Origin of the sequence: Glutamicibacter nicotianae (assembly GCF_002797775.1) — a bacterium.
In the GTDB taxonomy this organism is placed as follows: Bacteria; Actinomycetota; Actinomycetes; order Actinomycetales; family Micrococcaceae; genus Glutamicibacter; species Glutamicibacter nicotianae.
Genome location: NZ_PGEY01000001.1, coordinates 856,288 through 875,019 on the forward strand (window position 1 = coordinate 856,288; position 18,732 = coordinate 875,019).

An 18,732-nucleotide genomic window follows, 5' to 3' on the forward strand; every position below is an offset into this window, starting at 1 on the left:
ATCAAGGATTTCAATGGATGTCATTTTGCTTTCGGAGGATGGCCAGCCAATCGGCGTGCGACCGAAAGAACTGGTCCACACCACGGATACCGTGCTGCACCAGGCATTCTCGTGCCATGTGCGCAATGCCGCCGGCCAGGTGCTGGTGACCCGCCGCGCACTGTCCAAGGTGACCTGGCCAGGGGTATGGACCAATTCCTTCTGCGGGCATCCGCAGCCCGGTGAAAGCTTCCAGGAAGCGATTGCCCGCCATGCGGCCCATGAGCTCGGCTTCAAGGTCAGCGGCATCGAATCGGCGCTGCCGGATTTCCGCTATCGCGCCGTGGATGCCTCGGGCATTGTGGAGAATGAAATCTGCCCGGTCTTCACCGCCGTGATTGACAGCGAGATCACCGCCAACCCGGATGAAGTCATGGACTACTGCTGGGCGGATCCGGCGCAGCTGGGCGTTGCCCTGCGCGCAACGCCGTGGGCCTTCAGCCCGTGGCTGGTGATGCAGGCCGAACAGCTTTCCCTGTACCAGGCCGCGCAAGGCTGACCCCGAGCGCGGCGCCGGCATGAACGCCGGTTCGGTAATGGCCTGTGGAGATGTCCTGGCCATGGGCTAGGCTCAATTGCATGGTGCTTCAAGTAATTGCTGCCGGTATCAAGCGGCGCTCAAAGGCCAGGCATGCCTTGGGCAAAACCGGCGTCGTAGCTGCCGGACTGGCGCTGGCAACGTGCCTGACCGGCTGCACGCCGCTGCAGTTCGAAGCATCCGACCGCATCCCGGGCGCAAACGCGACGATCGCGGCGCTGCCGAAGTACGCCGATAACCTGGAGGAAGTCGAGGGCCGGCAGGAATGGGCTGATCAGAAAATCTTCCAGTACCTCAACGGCCAGGGCGCTGCGGGATTCCATTCATTCGCAAAGGATTCCATCCAATACGCCACCGTCGGCTGGCTTTCTCCGGTCCAGGGCGTGCTCGCCATCGTCGTGGAGGGCAGCGACTGGATCGCCGATGGCAGTGCCGTCCGCTATGCCGAACTGGTCATCACATCCGTCGGCTACGAATCCAGCGAATTGGACCGGGTCGAGATTATCACCGTAGAAGGTGAGTTGCTCGCTTCCGACTACCGCGGGAATCACCCCGGGGCGCTGTGAACGAAAGGCCACCTCGCCGCAGGGCTCGCGATGGAGCTGGCAGGCGAGATGGCCTTCTCGTTTTGGATGCTGTTGCTGCTTATACGAAGTTCTCGGTGCCTTCGATGGTGTTCATGAAGTGATCCATGAAATCGGCGAAGTCTTCAGCATCCGATTTCTGGTCGAGCGTGGCACCAATGCTGACCGCATCATCCACATGCAAGTCGATGCTCGGTGCTTCAGGAACACTGAAGCGGAACACCCGACCGGTAGAGATCGCAATCTCGTAGCCGCCATCGCTCAGCTCGGCCAGCTGGTTCACGTTCGTGTTGTTGATGTTGATGGCATCTTCGGAGGCTTCCAAGCTGCTTGCATTAACTGGCGCAATAATCAGCTCCGCCGGCTGGCGTCGATATCCGATTACCTTGAGCCCCCCGGAGCCGGCGATGCCGGTGCCCGCCACGAGATTGTAGCTGGCGAAATTGGGGATCTGCGAGTCAAAAGCCTCGTGGAGGCGGTCCTTGACCTGCTGGGTCGGATTTTCGTCTGGGCGCTTGTCCATACCCCTTACTCTACCGATAAGTTTGGACAATTTGATCAGACGCAACACTTATCGAAATATGTCATCGACACGTCATGGGTTATCTGATTGGTCATATTGACTTCTAGAATGGGATTAATGAGCCAAGATGCTAATTGAGTCAAGACGCCCTGCGCACGTGTGGCCACTGGCCCAATTCATGCCCTTCTTGGCTTAAAGCTGCAAGCGAAACCATCTGCAAGGCAGGCGTTTTCCTTGGGGCAAGGGCTGCGGGCTGGATTAATCGCATCCCTGGCAGTTGGTGCTTGTCTCCAGCTAACCCCGCTTCGACAGGCGCTTTCAGTGCCCGGGAAGTGAAATGACCAAAGTCTGAACGTGGGACGCGTCCAATCTTTGGACATTCATCTCATATAATGAGATAAACAGGGTGTCTAGTTGCTCTTTGCCGTGAGGTGGAGAAAACTAGAGGTATGCAAATAAACACCGATGTACTACTAGTTATCAGGCGCGGAGCCTGAGGCGCTGTCCAACACCACGGACGGTACACCGGTAACGCGCAAGCCCCCTTTCGTCATCAGTGACGGCCGCGGGGCGTTTTTTATGCGTAAACGAAGAGATAGAAATGGAAAGGATCCCGATGAGCAACTCAACACCCGCCAATCCGGCGTCGGTTGCGAAGTCAGTCAATCGAACCAAGGATGCCGCCGCCGCTGTCTCTTCCGTCGTGGAAGCTTCGAACCCGGTCCAGGGTCCGAATAATATCGTTGCTCCCACACAGATGACGGGCTCACAAGCCATCGTCCGCTCGCTGGAAGAAATGGGCGTCAAAGACGTCTTCGGATTACCAGGTGGGGCCATCCTTCCCACTTATGATCCACTGATGGATTCGACCAAGATTAACCACGTCTTGGTCCGCCACGAACAGGGTGCAGGCCATGCCGCACAGGGTTACGCCATGGTGAGCGGGGAAGTGGGCGTCTGCATCGCCACTTCCGGTCCAGGCGCAACCAACCTCGTCACCGCACTGGCCGATGCCAATATGGACTCGGTCCCAATGGTGGCCATCACCGGTCAGGTCAATAGCGCTTTCATTGGCTCTGACGCATTCCAGGAAGCAGACATTGTCGGCATCACGATGCCGATCACCAAGCACGCTTTCCTGGTCACCAACGCAGAGGACATTCCTCGCACGCTGGCCAGCGCGTTCTACCTGGCGCAGACCGGCCGTCCCGGTCCGGTGCTGGTGGATATCACCAAGGATGCGCAGACATCCGAGATGACCTTCTCCTGGCCGCCCAAGGTGGACCTACCCGGCTACCGCGTGGTCACCCGTGGCCACAACAAGCAGCTGCGCGAAGCCGCCAAGCTCATCGCTTCGGCAACCCGCCCGGTGCTGTACGTCGGTGGCGGCGTAATCAAGGCCAATGCGCACGAGCAGCTGAAGGAATTCGCGGAATTCATCAACGCACCGGTGGTCACCACCCTGACCGCCCGCGGCGCTTTCCCGGACTCGCATGAACAGCATGTGGGCATGCCGGGCATGCACGGCGCCGTGTCCGCAGTGACCGCGCTGCAGCAGGCGGATCTGCTGATCACCCTCGGGGCCCGCTTCGATGACCGCGTCACCGGCGTGCTCTCCACCTTCGCGCCGAACGCGAAGGTGATCCACGCCGATATCGATCCCGCGGAAATCTCCAAGAACCGCGTGGCCGATGTGCCGATCGTGGGTTCGCTGGATGAGATCATCCCGCAGCTGCACGAAGCCTGCGCCGCACGCTTCGAGAACGAAGCCCAGCAGGATCTGACCGGCTGGTGGGGACTGCTCAACCGCCTGCGCGAAACCTACCCGATCGGCTACACCGAAACCCATGATGGCCTCTCGGCTCCGCAGAATGTCATCCAGCGGATCGGCGAGCTGACCGGTCCGGAAGGCGTATACGTGGCAGGCGTGGGCCAGCACCAGATGTGGGCTGCGCAGTTCGTGAAGTACGAGCGTCCGCGCTCGTGGCTGAACTCCGCAGGCCTGGGCACCATGGGCTACTCGGTGCCTGCCGCGATGGGCGCCAAGGTGGCGCAGCCGGACCGCGTGGTCTGGGCCATTGACGGCGACGGCTGCTTCCAGATGACCAACCAGGAACTGGCCACCTGCGTGATCAACCAGATCCCGATCAAGGTTGCGGTGATCAACAACTCGTCGCTGGGCATGGTCCGCCAGTGGCAGACCCTGTTCTACGATGGCCGCTACTCCAACACCGATTTGAACACCGGACATGGAACCGCCCGGATTCCCGATTTCGTGAAGCTGGCAGACGCCTACGGCTGCGTGGGCCTGCGCTGCGAACGCGATGAGGATATCGATGCGACCATCCAGAAGGCATTGGAAATCAATGACCGCCCGGTAGTCATTGACTTCGTGGTCTCAGCCGATTCCATGGTGTGGCCAATGGTCCCATCGGGAGTCAGCAACGACCAGATCCAGATTGCCCGCGGCATGACCCCTGAATGGGAAGAGGAGGACTAGAACATGGCAAAGCATACGCTTTCGGTACTGGTTGAAGACGTTCCCGGCGTGCTGACGCGCGTCGCCAGCCTCTTCGCCCGCCGCGCCTTCAACATCCACTCGCTGGCCGTGGGCCCGACGGAAATTGCCGGCATCAGCCGCATGACCGTGGTGGTCGACGCCGAGGGGGATTCCCTGGAGCAGGTCACCAAGCAGCTGAACAAGCTGGTCAACGTCATCAAGATCGTGGAACTGCTGCCCGAAACCTCGGTGCAGCGCGACCACATCATGATCAAGGTGCGCGCCGATGCAACGACCCGTCTGCAGGTCACCCAGGCCGCGGAACTGTTCCGTGCTTCGGTGATCGACGTGTCCACCGACTCGCTGGTCGTGGAGGCCACTGGCAACGCCGCGAAGATCGATGCGCTGCTGGCAGTGCTTGAGCCCTTCGGCATCCGCGAGATCGTCCAGGCAGGAACCCTGGCCGTAGGCCGCGGATCCAAGTCAATGAGCGACCGCGCTTTGAAGACGATTTCCGCCTAGGCGCAACGACTTCAAGAGACACGAACTACAAAATTTAGATACTTGGCACCTAGCTTGGAAGTAAGCAACAGTGCCTCAGCAAAGACTTCTTCACCAGAAGCACATATAAGGAGAATTACAGTGGCTGATCTGTATTACGAAGACGACGCAGACCTCTCGATCATCCAGGGCAAGAAGGTAGCCATCATCGGCTACGGCTCCCAGGGCCACGCCCACGCACTGAGCCTGCGCGACTCGGGTGTCGAAATCACCGTTGGCCTGGCCGAGGGCTCGAAGTCCCGCGCCAAGGCTGAGGCCGAAGGCCTGAAGGTCGCCACCGTTGCCGAGGCAGCAGCCTGGGCAGATGTCATCATGATCCTGACCCCGGACCAGGTCCAGGCCCAGGTCTACACCGAGTCGATCGCCGAGCACCTCGAAGAGGGCAACGCCCTGTTCTTCGGCCACGGCTTCAACATCCGCTTCGGCTTCATCCAGCCACCAGCCAACGTTGACGTTGCCCTGGTTGCCCCTAAGGCGCCAGGCCACACCGTGCGCCGCGAATTCGAAGCCGGCCGCGGCATCCCTGACCTGATCGCCGTGGAGCAGAACTTCACCGGCGGTGCCAAGGAACTGGCACTGTCCTACGCAGCAGGCATCGGCGGCACCCGCGCCGGCGTCATCGAGACCACCTTCACCGAAGAGACCGAAACCGACCTGTTCGGCGAGCAGGCTGTGCTCTGCGGCGGCACCTCCCAGCTGGTGCAGTACGGCTTCGAGGTCCTGACCGAGGCTGGCTACAAGCCGGAGATCGCCTACTTCGAGGTGCTCCACGAGCTGAAGTTGATCGTCGACCTGATGTGGGAAGGCGGCATCGCCAAGCAGCGCTGGTCGATCTCCGACACCGCTGAGTACGGCGACTACGTCTCCGGCCCACGCGTGATCACCCCAGAGGTGAAGGAAAACATGAAGGCTGTCCTGGCTGACATCCAGTCCGGCGCTTTCGCAAACCGCTTCATGGAAGACCAGAAGGCCGGCGCTCCTGAGTTCAAGGAACTGCGTGCCAAGGGCGAAGCACACCCAATCGAGACCACCGGCCGCGAACTGCGCTCGCTGTTCTCCTGGATCTCGGATGCATCCTCGGATGACTACGTAGACGGTTCGGTAGCCCGCTAATTCCAGGCAATGAGCTGATCACATAGCCTAAAGCCGCTGGCCCGGACGATTGAATCAATCGTCCGGGCCAGCGGCCTTTTGCTGCTTGGAATCGTCATTCGGAAGAACCGATCCGCGGACAACGCGGAAACTTCCACAGCCGAACTGGATTAGTGGGTCCAACACGAAAATTGACCCCGACTACTTTGCTGGCAAAGTGGTCGAGGTCAATTCCTATTCAGTTATTGATAATTGGCGATGGCCCAAGCCGGCTCAGATCTTCGAAGCCCTGTAACCGGCCTTGCGCGCATCAGCTGCAGTCTTGAAGCATTCCTCGGGTTTCGTGATGTCGTAGAACCGCTGGCCCTTGACGTGGTACTTCCACTCCTTCTCGCTGCCCGTGCGGTTTCCCTTCACCGGGTAGCCTGCCGGGCAGTTCTTGGCCTTGCCGTTCATCTTCACGGAGCGTTTGGTGGCCGCTTTCTTCTTCACCAGCAGGGTCTGCGTCTTCTTCACCGTCGAGGTTTTGCCCTTGATCTGGTACTTGACCGTGGTGGTGACCTTGTACGTGCCGGCCGCAAGCTTGACCGATTTCTTTTTGTTGGCGATGGTCTTCTTGCCCTTGACCACCTTCAACAACGCCGACTTGATCTTGACGTTCTTGGCTTTGGAGTAGCTTGGTTTGATGGTGGCCTTGGCGGCTCCGCTGACGGTTTTCGTACCGATCTTCTTGATCGATACTGCCGGTACCTTCTTCGCGGCAGCAACAGTGATTGAAGGCGCGGCGGATGGCAGAGGGGCAGCCGCTGAAACGGTAACGCCAGAGAAAGCAAGCGCACCGGTGGCAACCACTGCCAGTGCGCGCTGAACCAATTTATTCAATTTATCCCCAGGTAGATGCGAGTGGATATGGAACCGGTTTGTCCCGTGCCTTGATTGTAAATGGCATTGCCGAAATAGGAAGCAGATCGCGGAATTATGTCCTGTTCAACCGAATGTTTCGGCTGGTTCCGCGAGTCAGGCGCCGTGGGAGCACCTGTTGCCGGCTCACCGGAAACAACCATCCGGAAGGCCGTGTTTTCCGTGCGATTCTCGCTAGCGAATTGCTAGACTCGCTGGAAACGAGCAAGGGAGCGCACCGGTGCTGCAGGAAAGCAACTATGACGACTTCGCCACGGACTACGCGGATGAGAACGAATTCAGCCTGCTGAACGCCTACTACGAGCGCCCGGCCACCCTGGAGTTGGCAGGCGAGGTGGCAGGACGGAAAATCCTGGATATCGGGTGCGGTGCTGGCCCCCTGGCCGAACAGCTGATCCGTCGCGGAGCCACTGTCTCAGGCTTCGACGCCAGCCAGGCAATGGTGGATCTGGCACGCCAGCGGCTGGGAGACGATGCTGATCTCCAAGTGGCCACGCTGGGGGAGCAGCTCCCATATGGCGATAGCAGTTTCGACGACGCCATTGCTTCCCTGGTCTTCCACTACTTGCCGGACTGGAGCTATGCACTGGAAGAAGTCCGCCGGGTGCTCAAGCCCGGAGGGCGGCTCATCATGTCGGTGAACCACCCGATTCTCTACCCGTTCAACCACCGCGGCAAGGACTATTTCCAGCTCACCCAGTACGCCGATGAAGTGTCCTTCAACGGGAAGCCTGCCGAGCTGACCTACTGGCATCGTCCGCTGCATGAAACCATTGAAGCGCTGATTTCTGCAGGGTTTGCCATCGAGCGCGTCTGGGAGCCGCCCTATGCGAAGGATGCGCCCGAGGACGTGATTCCAGAGGCTTTGCGCGAACGCGATGCGTTCTTGAGTTTCCTGTTCTTCTCGCTGCGCTCGACGCGCTAGCAGGCGAGGGTCAAACTTGCCGCCGCGGGCTTAGGACCCGGTGTTCCCGCTATTCCGAGGGCGACCTGCAAGGTACACCCAGATCCCCAGGAGCACCAGTACCGACCCGAGCCAGACGCTCCACCAGGGGAAGCCCGGGATCTCGGGAGCGGAACCGAGCGCATCCAGATCGGCCTGCGGGGTGGGGTGCACGCGTTCGCCGGTGACCAGCATGCGATGGGTGTTGATGCCCAGGGGAGTGCAGGTGACCAAGGTGGCCAGATCCTTGCCGAATCGCGGGGCCAGCGCCTTGGTCTCATCCGGCTCCACCGTCTGCGTTTCGACGACCCGGTAGGTCAGCACCTCGTTGAAGACTTCTATGCTGAAGGTCTCCCCGATCCTGACTTGCGGCAGATCGTTGAACAGGTTGGCTTCCGGAAGCCCGCGGTGAGCGGTCAGCACCGTATGCCTGGACTGCCCGCCCACTGGCAAGGCAGTACCCTGCAGGTGCCCTACTCCTTTAAGCAAGGTTTCGGCATCGGTGCCGTGGTAGATCGGCAGGTCGATGTCCACCGACGGCACTCGCAGCCGTCCGATCAGTCCCTCGCTGTTGACATTCAGCAGCGAGCCGTATTCGGTATCTTCGCGCACCGAGCCGTCGCTGGTGGGGACGTTGTTGCCCGGAGCCAGCAAGCCACCGCCAACCAGGTCCTCGTTGTACTCCTGTGCCCGCAGCAGCTCCTGGGAAATCCTTGAGCTGCCCTCATGCGAGACGTCGCTGGAGATCTCCTTGATGATCTTGGATTGGTTGTACTGGGAGAACCAGCTCGCCGTTGGCGGGTACAGCAGCATGAGCGTGCCCGCCAGGAAGACGGCCGCGATCACCAAGGTGGAGACCGGGGCGCGCCAGCGGTCCCTGCGTCTTGGCTCAGGAGCCAGCGTGGAACTGGATGTGGAGCTCATGATTTCTGCCTATGAGTCGTGGGAATCAGGTAGTTCAAAAAAGAAAATGGCGGGAGACCCAAGCAATGCTCAGTTCTCCCGCCATCTACTGGTTGGCCTTGCGCTGCGGCAACCAGTACGCGGGCTTAGCCCTGGGTGCGTGCGCGGCGGCGCTTCACCAGTACCGCACCACCGGCGGCGGCCATCAGGCCAACACCTGCAATGGTGAACAGCACGGTGCCCGAAGCGCCGGTGAGCGGCAGATCTGGACCGGTCGGCTTGTGGTTGGTGATCGTTTCGATCAGGATCTGGCCGTTGGTGACAACCAATTCATCGGACCATGGGTCAGCTGGAAGCACGTATCCGGCTGGTGCCCTGGTTTCCTTGACCCAGTAGCTCGATTGCATGTCGTCCTCGATGCCCAGATGCAGTTCCCACTTGACGACCCCGTTTTCGGTGGTTCCGGTAGCCAGAGGTGCACTGGTGGCATTGCCGTCGGCATCAGGTGCAGTTCCGTAGAGCTCGAAGACCGCACCATCCAGCAGGGCGCCATTCTCTCCTTCAGCCTTCTTTTCCAGCTGCAGGGTGCCCAGGTTGGTGTTGGTCGTGCCTTCATCTTCCGTGCCGTTGATGTTGACCGTCGCGGTGTTCTCGATGACCCCGCCTTCAGGAATCGAGATGACCTTGGTCTTCAGGACCGCCGTCACCGTGGTGGCGCCGGCGTCATCAAGCTTGGTGAGGCCCTGTGAGGTCAGCGTGATCACCGCATTGTCCGGCGAAATCGTGTAGTCGGTATCCAGGACCAGTACCTCGGAACCGATCGAAACCGACTCCCAAGAGATGAATTCCAGGTTTGCCGACAGATTATCGGTCAGGGTGTAGGACTTGTATGGAAGGTCCGATGCAGGAACATCGGTGACCAGCGTCCAAGTGACCACATCACCCAGCAGCTTGGCAGTGTCATCCACGCTCTTGTGCTGATCAATCGTGTTCAGCGTGTTCTTCGGGTACACATGGACGTTGTAGTTCCACGTGTCGTCGGCATTCGGGTAAGGAATGCTCACGTAGAACGGAGCGGCTGCTGCATTGATCAGGTTGTTGCCCGAATCGGTTTCGGTGATCAGGTACAGTCCCAATTCCAAACCGGAGAAGGTAGTGAACCCTCCGACGGTCGCCTGCGAGACACCGGTTCCCAGGCTGTAGCCTGCCGGCAATGCTTCGCCGGCAGTTTCAGATGGCAACGCTTCTGCCAGTTCCCAACCTTCGGCCGTGCTCAAGTCAATGGGAACGCCGTCGAACAGCACCGGCTGCAAGGTGAATTCGACACCATCCAGGCCCTTGCCGGCGCCGGGATCCGGATCCAGCAGGGTGCCGTCATTCAGCCCTTCAACAGGGTCCGCCGAGGACTTGTGGACAGTGATGCTGCCGATGGTTCCCGGCGTAATATCCGAAACTTCATCAGCGGATGCGGCAGCTACCCCAAATAGCCCCATCCCAGCAAGAGCCAAGGCGCTTGCTCCGGCAATTAGCTTGCCGAGTCTGCGTTGCGTGAACACGATTACTCCTTTTTGCGAGTGATTTCTACGCCTACCCAAGGTCAGCGTGGTTGGTGGAATTGTTGGATTTAGCCGAGATTCCGGCTACGACGGATACGGAAGGCCTGTGCACCCCAAATGCCCAGCCCCAGTACCAGGATTCCGCCGCCAATCAGATATATCTGATCTCGGCCGATGCCGCCGGTGAGCGGAAGCGCGGGACCGTCCTGCTGCTCATTGGTGATAGCAGCCAGCTCGATATCCAGCGCGTCCCCGGTGACGTCAAATTCGTGGCTCGTCTCGTCCTTGATATAGCCCGGAGGAGCCGTAGTTTCTTGGAGCGTATAGTTCCCCCATTCCAGATTTGCCAAGGCGAACTTCCCCTTGGCCGGATCAATGTCCGGACCGGTGCAACCCTCGGCCATGCAGTCGGTGACCACGATGGTTTCCGATGCATCTCCCAGCGGACCAGTCAGGGTCCATTCGGTGCCTGCAAGCAGGACGCCGTCAACGGTGGTCTTTGTCCAGCTGACTGACCCGGGAAGGGCCGTGTTCACGATGGTGCAGGTGGCTTCCTGGCCTAGCTCCAGCGTGATGCTCGCACCTTCGCCGTTTCCGGTGCCGACGCAGTTCCAGGTGCCTGGTTCATAACCTGCAGCGGTGCCTTCCTCGGCCAGTTGATAGGTTCCCACGCCGACCGCGGCATTAGTGATGGCAGCATCCCCGGTCTTTCCTTCGATGCTCCCAGCGGTGCCGGAAGCCTTCAGCGTCCAGTCGCCGGTGGTCGACGTTCCGTTGAAGTCCTCGTTGTCCACGACCTTGACCAGGGTCAAATGCTGCTCGCAGTCCACTGCGTTCACGATCGCCACCGCATTGGGCGAAGGCGTTCCCGTCATGGTGTGCGTGGCAGATTTGCCTTCGACGCCGTCGATGGTTGAACTGGTCACCGTGCATAGTTCCGGAAGAGTGCCGGTGAGGGTTTCCTCGATGGCTACTTCCTCGCCGATCAGATGTCCGCTGCTGGTAGCACCGAATTCCGCTGGTTGCCCGTCAATGCTCAGTTCCGCGTCGCCGACCGGCTGCTCGCCGTGGGCATACTCGGTGCCATTGACCACCCAGGTCTTGGTGACTGTCAGGTCGATTTCCTGGGTATTGGTGAGCACGCAAGTGGCCTTGCTTCCGGCAGTGATGGTGATGATGTGATCTTCCCCAACTACCGCACCCTCGCACGCCAAGTCCGTCAGCTGGTAGTTTTCCGGCCCGGATTCGGAGATGGCGTATTGGCCGGGAGCTACCGGTGCATTGGTCACGGCTTCGCTGCCGCTCACGCCGGACAGGTCCGTTGAGCTGCCGTCAGCTGCCAGCGTCCATTCGGTGGCCGCCGCAGCACCAATGACTTCCTTTTCCAAGGTCAATGTGGTGCAGGTGACGGTGTTGGTCACCGTGTAGGTGTTCAGCCCAGGTTGCAATACCTGCGCTCCGAGATCCCCAGAGGGGACATTGGAACAACCTGCGGGGAGCGCGGGGACCGATTCGCCGATGGTGATTTGATCATTGGCTTGGTAATCGGATCCATTGCTGCGCTTTGCGTAGGCGGTGCCGAATTGCGGGGAGTCCTGGCCGGTCAGTTCCAGCGTGGCAGTGTAGTCATCGGGCTGCTGGCCGTTCTCGAATTCTTCGCCGTCAATGACCCAGTTCTTCTCGACGATCACGCTGGAGCAGGTGCTCGGAACGGAAAGGGAGATCGGCGCGATCCAATCACCCAAGTTGGAAGTTTCCTGAATAGAAGACGAAGAACGCAGATTCAGCGTACCATAATTGCCGGTGCAAGTAGCTTGTCCAAAGAGCGAGGTCAGGTCTACGCCGATTTCGGCAAAGCCACGCACCGGGATGGTGCTGGTTCCATCGAAGCCGGTGATGGGCTGGGTATTCGTTGCCCCGACAAAACCGCTGAGGGTTTGCTGCTGCACCCAGAGTCCCGTCGAGGCATTCCACATGTAGGCGCCGGCAAGGATGAGATTGTTGTTGCCATCCTGTTCGATGCTCAAACGAAGGTCGCCATTGGTGCGAACCGGCGTGGGGATGACCGCGGGGTCGTTTTTCTTGGCATTGAGCTCAACGATATAGCGGATGGTGCCGGTGCTTGTCCCTCGCTCAAACCCCAAGAAAGCGTAGACGTGGCCATTGCTCGTGGTCGAGTAGGCGTAGTTGCGGCCAATATCTGCCTGGCCCGAAGCTTGTCCCGTGCCATTGATTTGGTTCGCGGCCCATGGCCAGTTCCTTTCGCTGGCACCGCGGGTGAATTGTGTGCTGTCGTCGAAACCATCATTGCCCGAAGGCGCCGACAGGACGGTCGTCCAATCGGCGAGATTCGCGTTATTGGCACATAGGTTGCCATCAAGCTCAAATCCCCCAAGAACCTGAGTTGATGCCTGGACGACGTTGCAAACGCCCCCTATGGCCATCGGTGCGAGCAGTTTGTTTTCCGTATTGCTGGGCGACGAGGTCGGTGTCGGAGAGGGCGATTCCGATGACTTCCTTGCAGCCTCGGTAGGAGAGGATTCGGCTGAGGCAGATGCTTTCAGGGTTGCCGGTGCGCTCTTCGAGGACGGCGCGCTGGAAGCTTCCTCGGTAGTGGCTTCTTCATCGACGGTCGGCTCCTCGGTTGGCAGCGTTCGAGCAACCGGTGCTTCCGATTCCTTTTTCGGCACGGAAGTTGGCGACTGCGTCACCTCCAGTTGCTTTTCAACGGGTGGCTTTGAAGATTTCGCCTTTGGAACAGCGGGTTCGAGAGAAGACGCAGCCGTTGAAGATTCAGCCGATGATGGTGCCGGGCTAGTTGGAGACTCAGAAGCAAGTAGGATTTTCGAATCGAATTCGGCAGCCGACGGGGCCAGCTTTTCATCCACTGGCGATTCGCCCGACGAAGTGGCGGAAGCTGGAACGAATGTTCCGGCGAACGCCAGGGCGAAGACGATTCCAGCGCTGATTGCGACGCTGGAAATGGCACTTTGCGACGTGCCATGTTTTCTTGCTCCCCAGAGCAAGGAGCATTTACCGGAACGACCGTTGTTCCGTCGTGCAACTCTGTCCCCAACAGGTTTGCAAAACACAAGAATTCCCCAATATCCGAGGACATTGGGGATGCTAGACCTGAAGAACGCAGACTGGTGCGTAGAATTTGGCGCTCGTTTCCCATAACGAGTGCCAAAATTTCAGCCACTTGATCTCCACGATCAACTGGCTTTCCCCAAGTTTTGCCGGACCCCCAACATCCGAGCGAGTGATATGGCGACAGCGTATCGGATGATTTTCCTTTTCGTCAACATCGAAGATTAATAAAACGATGCAGGCGCTAAATTTATTGGCTGGAAAAGCCGAGAAAACGCGATTTTTCTTGAAAAACGGATATTGTGCGGTCTCAAAAAATCTCAAAAGTAACAAAAATGAACTTGAGTGGAGCTGAGCTGTGGCTGCTGGAACCAACTACGATGACTTCGCCCAGGCCTATGCGGATGGGAACGAGTCGAGCTTGCTCAATGCCTTCTACGAGCGTCCGGCCATGTTGCAGATGGCCGGCGAGGTCGCCGGGCGCAGGATCCTCGATATCGGGTGCGGGTCGGGACCGCTCGCGCACGAGCTCATGACGCGCGGCGCATTCGTGAGCGGGTTCGATGCGAGCCAGGCGATGATCGACTTGGCGCGTTCACGGCTCGGGGAGCAAGCAGATCTGCAGGTTGCCGACCTGGGGGAGCAGCTGCTCTACGCGGCGGATACTTTTGATGATGCCATCGCCTCGTTGGTCCTGCACTACCTGGAGGACTGGACGCGGCCGCTGGCAGAAATCAGGCGTGTGCTCAAGCCTGGTGGCAGGCTCTTGCTTTCGCTGAACCATCCGATCTTGTACCCGTGGAATCACCCGGGTGAAGACTACATCCAGCGGGTCCAGTACACCGATGAACTGTCATTCGCCGGCCAGCCCGCGTCGCTGACCTATTGGCATCGGCCGCTGCTCGAGACCATGACCGCCTTCCTGGAAGCCGGTTTCAGCATCGAGAAAGTCTGGGAGCCGCCATATTCCAAGGACGCTCCCGAGCAGATCGTGCCCGAGAGGATACGCGAGCGGGATGCGTTCTTGAGCTTCATCTTCTTCGAGTTGCTGTCGGGCAAGTGGGGTTTGCTCCTCTCGGCGCCGGCAGATTCCGTGCCAGGAGGTGGACATCTGCCGGACTGGACGCCAGGCAGACGCTTGATGGATTGGCGGATGAGGGAACTGCTGGGAAGCTTAGGGCGCTGCGCCTTGAGCGAGCCAGGCTGGTAGTACAATCCGGCATGGACGACGCCGGAGTTGCGTCCGGTCTGGTGGCTGGCCAGGGGTGCTTCCTTTTCCAGTACCGTGACGTGATGCCCCGCGGTGGCGGACAGGGTGCGGGCCAAGGCAATCCCGAGGATCCCGCCGCCAATGATCCCGATACGTGTTTCCATGGCTCCCCACGGTGAAAGTCCGCGACGCTTGGCGCAGCGGAGGATTCAGATGCTCACTGATGGTATCCGGACTGTATGAACACGTCCACGGGTGTGCATATTCGATACTTCAGGTAACGGCAGATCGGTGAATCTGGGACAGCACGAGCGATGGCGCGACCCGCGAATATTTACCTGCAAACCCTATTGCGCAACTACAAGTTTTGAGTACAAGGAAATTTTCGGAATTTCACGAACAAAGCAGTCAGTGAAATTCCAAAAATCTGAAACGGTGAGCTTAGCTGTTAGCACCTGTCCACGTTTCTGGAGTACTCTAACGCAACACGCATTGCACGAGGTGGGGATTCCTGAGCAGTCGTCTTGGTACGAGAGGAACACTTTAGCGGATTCGACGGGGCTATCGACAAAATATCGGCAATGAAAGCCGGCCGCGAACCCCTAGCGATTTGGGAATTTGGCTGCCTTTTACTTTCGTTTGTTTCATATGGAAGATGATGGCTAGCGCTTTTTGTCGGTTAACGTGATGACCGCGGGCAAGCGATGCCACTTGCTATTCGATGCGTGGATCCGTACCTGCCGACTCCAGATGCGTGCTGACTTCGGCCAAGCCAAAAATTGCAACTTTGCAGCTGACTGACTTTAGTTCTGCCTTCCGGAATGGGAGTGATCACGTCTCCAATTGGGGTCACATAACTTTCTGTCAGCCAAGCCGATATAGCCAAGAGTGAACCGCGGGTGAACAACGTGAGAACATCCGGTTGACTAGCCTGTTTATGGGCATTTTGGCTAATTAAAGCAAATAGCATGGATCCAGAAAAGTGCGATGCGAGCGATGTTCGTTCAGCAATAACTGGAGGAAAATCCATGAATCTTGAGTGCGCAAAGCGCCAAAGCTTCGGTGCTCGTTACGAGCGGACTACTAAGGATAAAATCCTTGCCAAGCGAGTACTGGACGGCCGGCTAGCGATGTCGCCGCACCCAGAGTGGACGTTGCCTGTAGATCCATCGTGGCTCGAAAATCCCTTGAAGGATGATAACTGGCAGTTCCAGTACCACTCCTTGCGTTGGCTCGATCCATTGCGCCGCGAAGCCGAGTCTGGAGATGACAAGTCACGCAAAGTTTGGGAGCGTTACGTTCAATCTTGGATTGCCGCAAATCCTCCAGGGACCAGCCGGACCAAATGGGCGTGGATCGACATGGGCGATGCATTGCGTACCTACGTCTTGTCTTTTGGTTTGAACATGTACGTCGCCCCTCCGCAATGGCTCACTGACTCGCTGGAGCAGCACATGCACTGGCTGGCGGCCGAGGAGAATCTCGGGCACGGCAACCATGCATTGCACCAGCACCAGGCACTTTTCGTTGCTGCGAGCATTCTTGAAGAACCAACTTTGGTAGACCTTGCTATTCAACGCATGGGAGAACTTGTTTCAGGATCCTACGACGCCCAAGGTGTGAACGAAGAAGGCAGCATCTCTTACCAAGAAGCAAACTACCGTTGGTGGCATGAAGCGCTTCGCCGTCTGGACCTCGAAGGGATTGCTAGGCCATCCTGGGCGGCAGTTCTCGATGCGGCACCTGAATCGCTTGCTCATGCCACGCAGCCCAACGGCAACTACGTCCGCATCGGCGACATGGACAGCGGTGGACCTTCGAAGATCAAATCGCCATATACGCAGTACGTTAGCACGGGCGGATCAAAGGGGAGCGCGCCACGAGATCTGATCAAGGTCTACGAGGCTGGTTATGTGTATGGGAGAAGCGGCTGGGGAGAAACTGAACGGGACTTTGCGCAGGAAACGTTCTTTTCGCTTTGCTTCGGCCCACAGCGCAAAATTCACGGGCAGGCTGACGGCGGCTCCATTACCTTCTTCTCCAACGGATACCCCTGGCTCATTGATACGGGAAAGTACTTGTATGGACGCCATCCGATGCGAACTTACGTGGTCAACCGTCCCGGACATAATCTGCTTGTTGCTAATGGCCGAAAGTACGACCGCGCGACAAACGTAACCCTTTTCCGCACAGACGAAACGACTCGACACTTCGAAGCCGTGACTCGGGATGCTGGCTACGAGGACATTTTGATGACCCGCCGTGTCATCTTCTCAAAGCGTGGCGAGTACTTGCTGATCATCGATGCGGTATCAGCGAAGGAAGAAGTAGAAATTGAGCAACGGTGGCACGCTCATGAATCCGCGACTGCGACCTTGAAGAAAGCGTCCGCCGTTCTCAGCAACGGTAATGCCGAGTGCCTATTGCAGTGGGTAGGACGTAACGGGAGGCTTACCACTGCCAGGGGTGAAACAAAGCCATATAACGGGTGGACCAGCACTGGATGGCGTAAGAACAAAGAAACTACGGTTATCAGCGCTGTGCAAAAGGGTACTCAATTAACTTTCCGCACAGTAGTTGGCGCGAGCGCCGCAACGGACGGTTCGTTGAGTACCATGCGCCGTATAGCTCCGGGATATCAAGAATTTACCGTTCATGGGCGAGTCGGCACTGAGTACGTACTTGTCGGGAAAAAAGGCGCCGTTATTTCTGATCATCCTTTTCGTGAAGAAAGGATAAATGACTACTTTTCGACTGCTGCTGAAACAGTGGCCAAATCCACGCTTTTCGCCGAAGACCTTTTCGACTCTCTGATTCCAGGCATCAGCACAGTGGCCGAACGCCAAACGGCGCTGAACTCTGCCTATGAAGAAATCAAACGTGTCGGCATCAAAGCTGGCTACCGATCAGGGCTGGTCACGGGAATCATTGATCTGGCCGGTACGGACTTGGCGCTGCCTGAAGAACTTAATGATGCGGCCAAGTTGCGTGCCCCGCTGATTTCCTGGAACCAGAAGAAGCCGATTTCGAACAGAAACGGGAAGATCCGGAGCTATGCGTCGAGGAGCGCAGTTGCTCAAGATTCAGACTATCGGGGCATCCAAAGCTACCGTTATGGCCGGCTGACCTTGCCCATAGCCACCATCCCAGGCCAAGGGGAAACTTTGCACGTTTCATTCCACGGTGCGTTGGATCGCGGCAAATACTCTCTCCCTCGCTTTGAACGGGGTCAAAGCTTATCGGGACTAGGAATCAACCAGATGGTATTTGCCGACCCAACTCTGGATCTTGACCCCAGCGTCAGCTTGGCATGGTTCCTCGGCACTGAAACGCAGGACCTGCATAGCGAGATGGCTTTGCTGATCGAAGAACGAATGAGGGCTCTTGGAATAGAACGAGTGGTGCTCTCTGGAAGCTCTGGCGGTGGTTTCGCTGCACTCCAAGTTGCTGCTTTCCTTCCAGAAAGCAAGGTTATTGCGTTTAATCCTCAGACCTGCGTTACCGCCTACCATGCCCGATTGGCTCAAAAGGCTACGGATGTGGTTTTCCCGGACCGTGTTGTCAACGACCACGGGATTCGCCAGCGGCTGGACGTTGCAGAACGATACAAGGAACTTAAACCAAAAGTTGACGTGCTCTTCATCTGTAATGACGGAGATTCACATCATTCGAGCCAGCATCGCCAGCCTTTCTTGGAGAAGGTTGAGGATCTTGCAGGCATTTCGGCACGGACGATCACCGAATCATGGGGAAGCGGACATCGAAGCCCGAATGCCGAAGTGTATCTGCGCCTATTGGGCGAAGCGGGCCTGCATCCGGTTGAAAAGGAACTAGCCCAAGATGGCGCTGAGCATTGAGCACTCCATCAACACTGGCCATGCGAAGTGAAGAACTTGAAGGGAAACTAACTAAATGATCCATCAGGATGCGGAAGATCTGAAAGCGCTGGGCGAACGCGCAAGTTTTCTCCCTTTGAAGTATCAAGCCGAGAACGAACAGCTCAAGCAGGAGCTCGTTGATGTCTATAAGCGAGAAATGAAGCTCCTCAAGATCATTGATAAACGCGACGAGCAGCTTGCACAGGTAGCTTCCGGCAGGTCAATCAAGTTGCCCATCAAGAAGAAACAGGTGTCGCGTCCAGCGGATCGCAAGGAAATTGCCAGGCTCAATTCTGACCTGGAATACCTACAAAAACGTTATGAGGCCTTGAAAAATTCCAAACTCGGAAGGCTTCAACTTTGGTACTGGCGCAAGAAAGCAGGAAACTAAACC

15 protein-coding genes and 1 pseudogene are annotated in these 18,732 nt (G+C 58.0%); 10 read left to right on the forward strand and 6 right to left on the reverse strand.

Annotation, left to right across the window (positions count from 1 at the left end):
* The first annotated feature begins 13 nt into the window (after positions 1-13).
* Positions 14-538: an isopentenyl-diphosphate Delta-isomerase gene (gene idi, locus ATK23_RS03935; RefSeq protein ID WP_066137795.1), complete on the forward strand. Its 525-nt coding sequence runs from the start codon at positions 14-16 to the stop codon at positions 536-538.
* Positions 539-618: 80 nt separating this feature from the next.
* The gene (locus tag ATK23_RS03940; protein WP_066137797.1) at positions 619-1,143 is read left to right on the forward strand and encodes a hypothetical protein; all 525 of its coding nucleotides are present in this window, start codon (positions 619-621) and stop codon (positions 1,141-1,143) included.
* 79 nt (positions 1,144-1,222) lie between these two features.
* Here ATK23_RS03940 and ATK23_RS03945 read toward each other — a convergent pair whose 3' ends face one another.
* Complete coding sequence (locus tag ATK23_RS03945) at positions 1,223-1,684, reverse strand: hypothetical protein (protein ID WP_066137800.1); 462 nt, start codon at positions 1,682-1,684, stop codon at positions 1,223-1,225.
* A 616-nt stretch (positions 1,685-2,300) separates the two neighbouring features.
* Between ATK23_RS03945 and ATK23_RS03950 the strand changes: the two genes are divergently transcribed.
* The 3 genes from ATK23_RS03950 (at position 2,301) to ilvC (ending at position 5,858) form a co-directional block, all read left to right on the forward strand.
* Positions 2,301-4,184 (forward strand): acetolactate synthase large subunit, encoded by a 1,884-nt coding sequence (locus ATK23_RS03950; protein WP_066137803.1) that lies wholly within the window; start codon positions 2,301-2,303, stop codon positions 4,182-4,184.
* Positions 4,185-4,187: 3 nt separating this feature from the next.
* Positions 4,188-4,706 (forward strand): acetolactate synthase small subunit, encoded by a 519-nt coding sequence (gene ilvN, locus ATK23_RS03955; RefSeq protein ID WP_038991387.1) that lies wholly within the window; start codon positions 4,188-4,190, stop codon positions 4,704-4,706.
* 120 nt (positions 4,707-4,826) lie between these two features.
* The gene (gene ilvC / locus ATK23_RS03960; protein ID WP_038991389.1) at positions 4,827-5,858 is read left to right on the forward strand and encodes a ketol-acid reductoisomerase; all 1,032 of its coding nucleotides are present in this window, start codon (positions 4,827-4,829) and stop codon (positions 5,856-5,858) included.
* A 252-nt stretch (positions 5,859-6,110) separates the two neighbouring features.
* Here the strand turns inward: ilvC and ATK23_RS03965 are convergent, their stop codons facing one another.
* Complete coding sequence (locus ATK23_RS03965; RefSeq protein WP_066137806.1) at positions 6,111-6,719, reverse strand: sunset domain-containing protein; 609 nt, start codon at positions 6,717-6,719, stop codon at positions 6,111-6,113.
* Between the two features lie 259 nt (positions 6,720-6,978).
* Here ATK23_RS03965 and ATK23_RS03970 point away from each other — a divergent pair, with 259 nt between their 5' ends.
* On the forward strand, positions 6,979-7,683 hold the full coding sequence (locus tag ATK23_RS03970; RefSeq protein ID WP_083515400.1) for a class I SAM-dependent methyltransferase: 705 nt from the start codon (positions 6,979-6,981) through the stop codon (positions 7,681-7,683).
* A gap of 30 nt (positions 7,684-7,713) precedes the next feature.
* On the opposite strand, the gene ATK23_RS03975 is transcribed toward ATK23_RS03970, so the two are convergent.
* From ATK23_RS03975 to ATK23_RS03985, 3 genes are all read right to left on the reverse strand, one after another.
* Positions 7,714-8,625 (reverse strand): class C sortase, encoded by a 912-nt coding sequence (locus ATK23_RS03975; RefSeq protein ID WP_083515401.1) that lies wholly within the window; start codon positions 8,623-8,625, stop codon positions 7,714-7,716.
* Between the two features lie 125 nt (positions 8,626-8,750).
* Positions 8,751-10,160: a SpaH/EbpB family LPXTG-anchored major pilin gene (locus ATK23_RS03980; protein WP_066137811.1), complete on the reverse strand. Its 1,410-nt coding sequence runs from the start codon at positions 10,158-10,160 to the stop codon at positions 8,751-8,753.
* A 68-nt stretch (positions 10,161-10,228) separates the two neighbouring features.
* Positions 10,229-12,604 (reverse strand): SpaA isopeptide-forming pilin-related protein, encoded by a 2,376-nt coding sequence (locus ATK23_RS03985; protein WP_211286061.1) that lies wholly within the window; start codon positions 12,602-12,604, stop codon positions 10,229-10,231.
* Between ATK23_RS03985 and ATK23_RS16230 the strand changes: the two genes are divergently transcribed.
* On the forward strand, positions 12,597-13,340 hold the full coding sequence (locus ATK23_RS16230) for a hypothetical protein (RefSeq protein WP_157066304.1): 744 nt from the start codon (positions 12,597-12,599) through the stop codon (positions 13,338-13,340). The two genes, ATK23_RS03985 and ATK23_RS16230, sit on opposite strands and share 8 nt — an antisense overlap.
* Before the next feature lie 370 nt (positions 13,341-13,710).
* Entirely contained in the window at positions 13,711-14,460 is a 750-nt protein-coding gene (locus ATK23_RS03990) for a class I SAM-dependent methyltransferase (protein ID WP_322787522.1), read from the forward strand.
* On the opposite strand, the pseudogene ATK23_RS03995 reads toward ATK23_RS03990, so the two are convergent.
* Positions 14,448-14,624 (reverse strand): annotated as a pseudogene (locus ATK23_RS03995) (FAD-dependent oxidoreductase); the annotation flags it as partial. The gene ATK23_RS03990 and the pseudogene ATK23_RS03995 sit on opposite strands and share 13 nt — an antisense overlap.
* Before the next feature lie 804 nt (positions 14,625-15,428).
* On the opposite strand from ATK23_RS03995, the gene ATK23_RS04000 reads away from it, so the two are divergent.
* Together ATK23_RS04000 and ATK23_RS04005 are read left to right on the forward strand one after the other, a co-directional pair.
* Complete coding sequence (locus ATK23_RS04000) at positions 15,429-18,317, forward strand: heparinase II/III domain-containing protein (protein WP_083515402.1); 2,889 nt, start codon at positions 15,429-15,431, stop codon at positions 18,315-18,317.
* A gap of 55 nt (positions 18,318-18,372) precedes the next feature.
* Positions 18,373-18,729, forward strand: a complete 357-nt coding sequence (locus tag ATK23_RS04005) for a hypothetical protein (protein WP_066137820.1) — start codon at positions 18,373-18,375, stop codon at positions 18,727-18,729.
* The last annotated feature ends 3 nt before the right edge of the window (positions 18,730-18,732 follow it).

Excerpts from the sequence above, each read along its gene's own strand:
- ATK23_RS04005 (WP_066137820.1), top strand. The coding sequence starts at position 18,373 with ATGATCCATCAGGATGCGGAAGATCTGAAAGCGCTGGGCGAACGCGCA.
- ATK23_RS03975 (WP_083515401.1), bottom strand. The coding sequence starts at position 8,625 with ATGAGCTCCACATCCAGTTCCACGCTGGCTCCTGAGCCAAGACGCAGG.
- ATK23_RS03945 (WP_066137800.1), bottom strand. The coding sequence starts at position 1,684 with ATGGACAAGCGCCCAGACGAAAATCCGACCCAGCAGGTCAAGGACCGC.
- ATK23_RS03990 (WP_322787522.1), top strand. The coding sequence starts at position 13,711 with ATGGCCGGCGAGGTCGCCGGGCGCAGGATCCTCGATATCGGGTGCGGG.
- ATK23_RS04000 (WP_083515402.1), top strand. The coding sequence starts at position 15,429 with ATGGATCCAGAAAAGTGCGATGCGAGCGATGTTCGTTCAGCAATAACT.
- ATK23_RS03985 (WP_211286061.1), bottom strand. The coding sequence starts at position 12,604 with ATGGCCATAGGGGGCGTTTGCAACGTCGTCCAGGCATCAACTCAGGTT.
- ilvN (WP_038991387.1), top strand. The coding sequence starts at position 4,188 with ATGGCAAAGCATACGCTTTCGGTACTGGTTGAAGACGTTCCCGGCGTG.
- idi (WP_066137795.1), top strand. The coding sequence starts at position 14 with ATGGATGTCATTTTGCTTTCGGAGGATGGCCAGCCAATCGGCGTGCGA.
- ATK23_RS03940 (WP_066137797.1), top strand. The coding sequence starts at position 619 with ATGGTGCTTCAAGTAATTGCTGCCGGTATCAAGCGGCGCTCAAAGGCC.
- ATK23_RS03950 (WP_066137803.1), top strand. The coding sequence starts at position 2,301 with ATGAGCAACTCAACACCCGCCAATCCGGCGTCGGTTGCGAAGTCAGTC.
- ATK23_RS16230 (WP_157066304.1), top strand. The coding sequence starts at position 12,597 with ATGGCCATCGGTGCGAGCAGTTTGTTTTCCGTATTGCTGGGCGACGAG.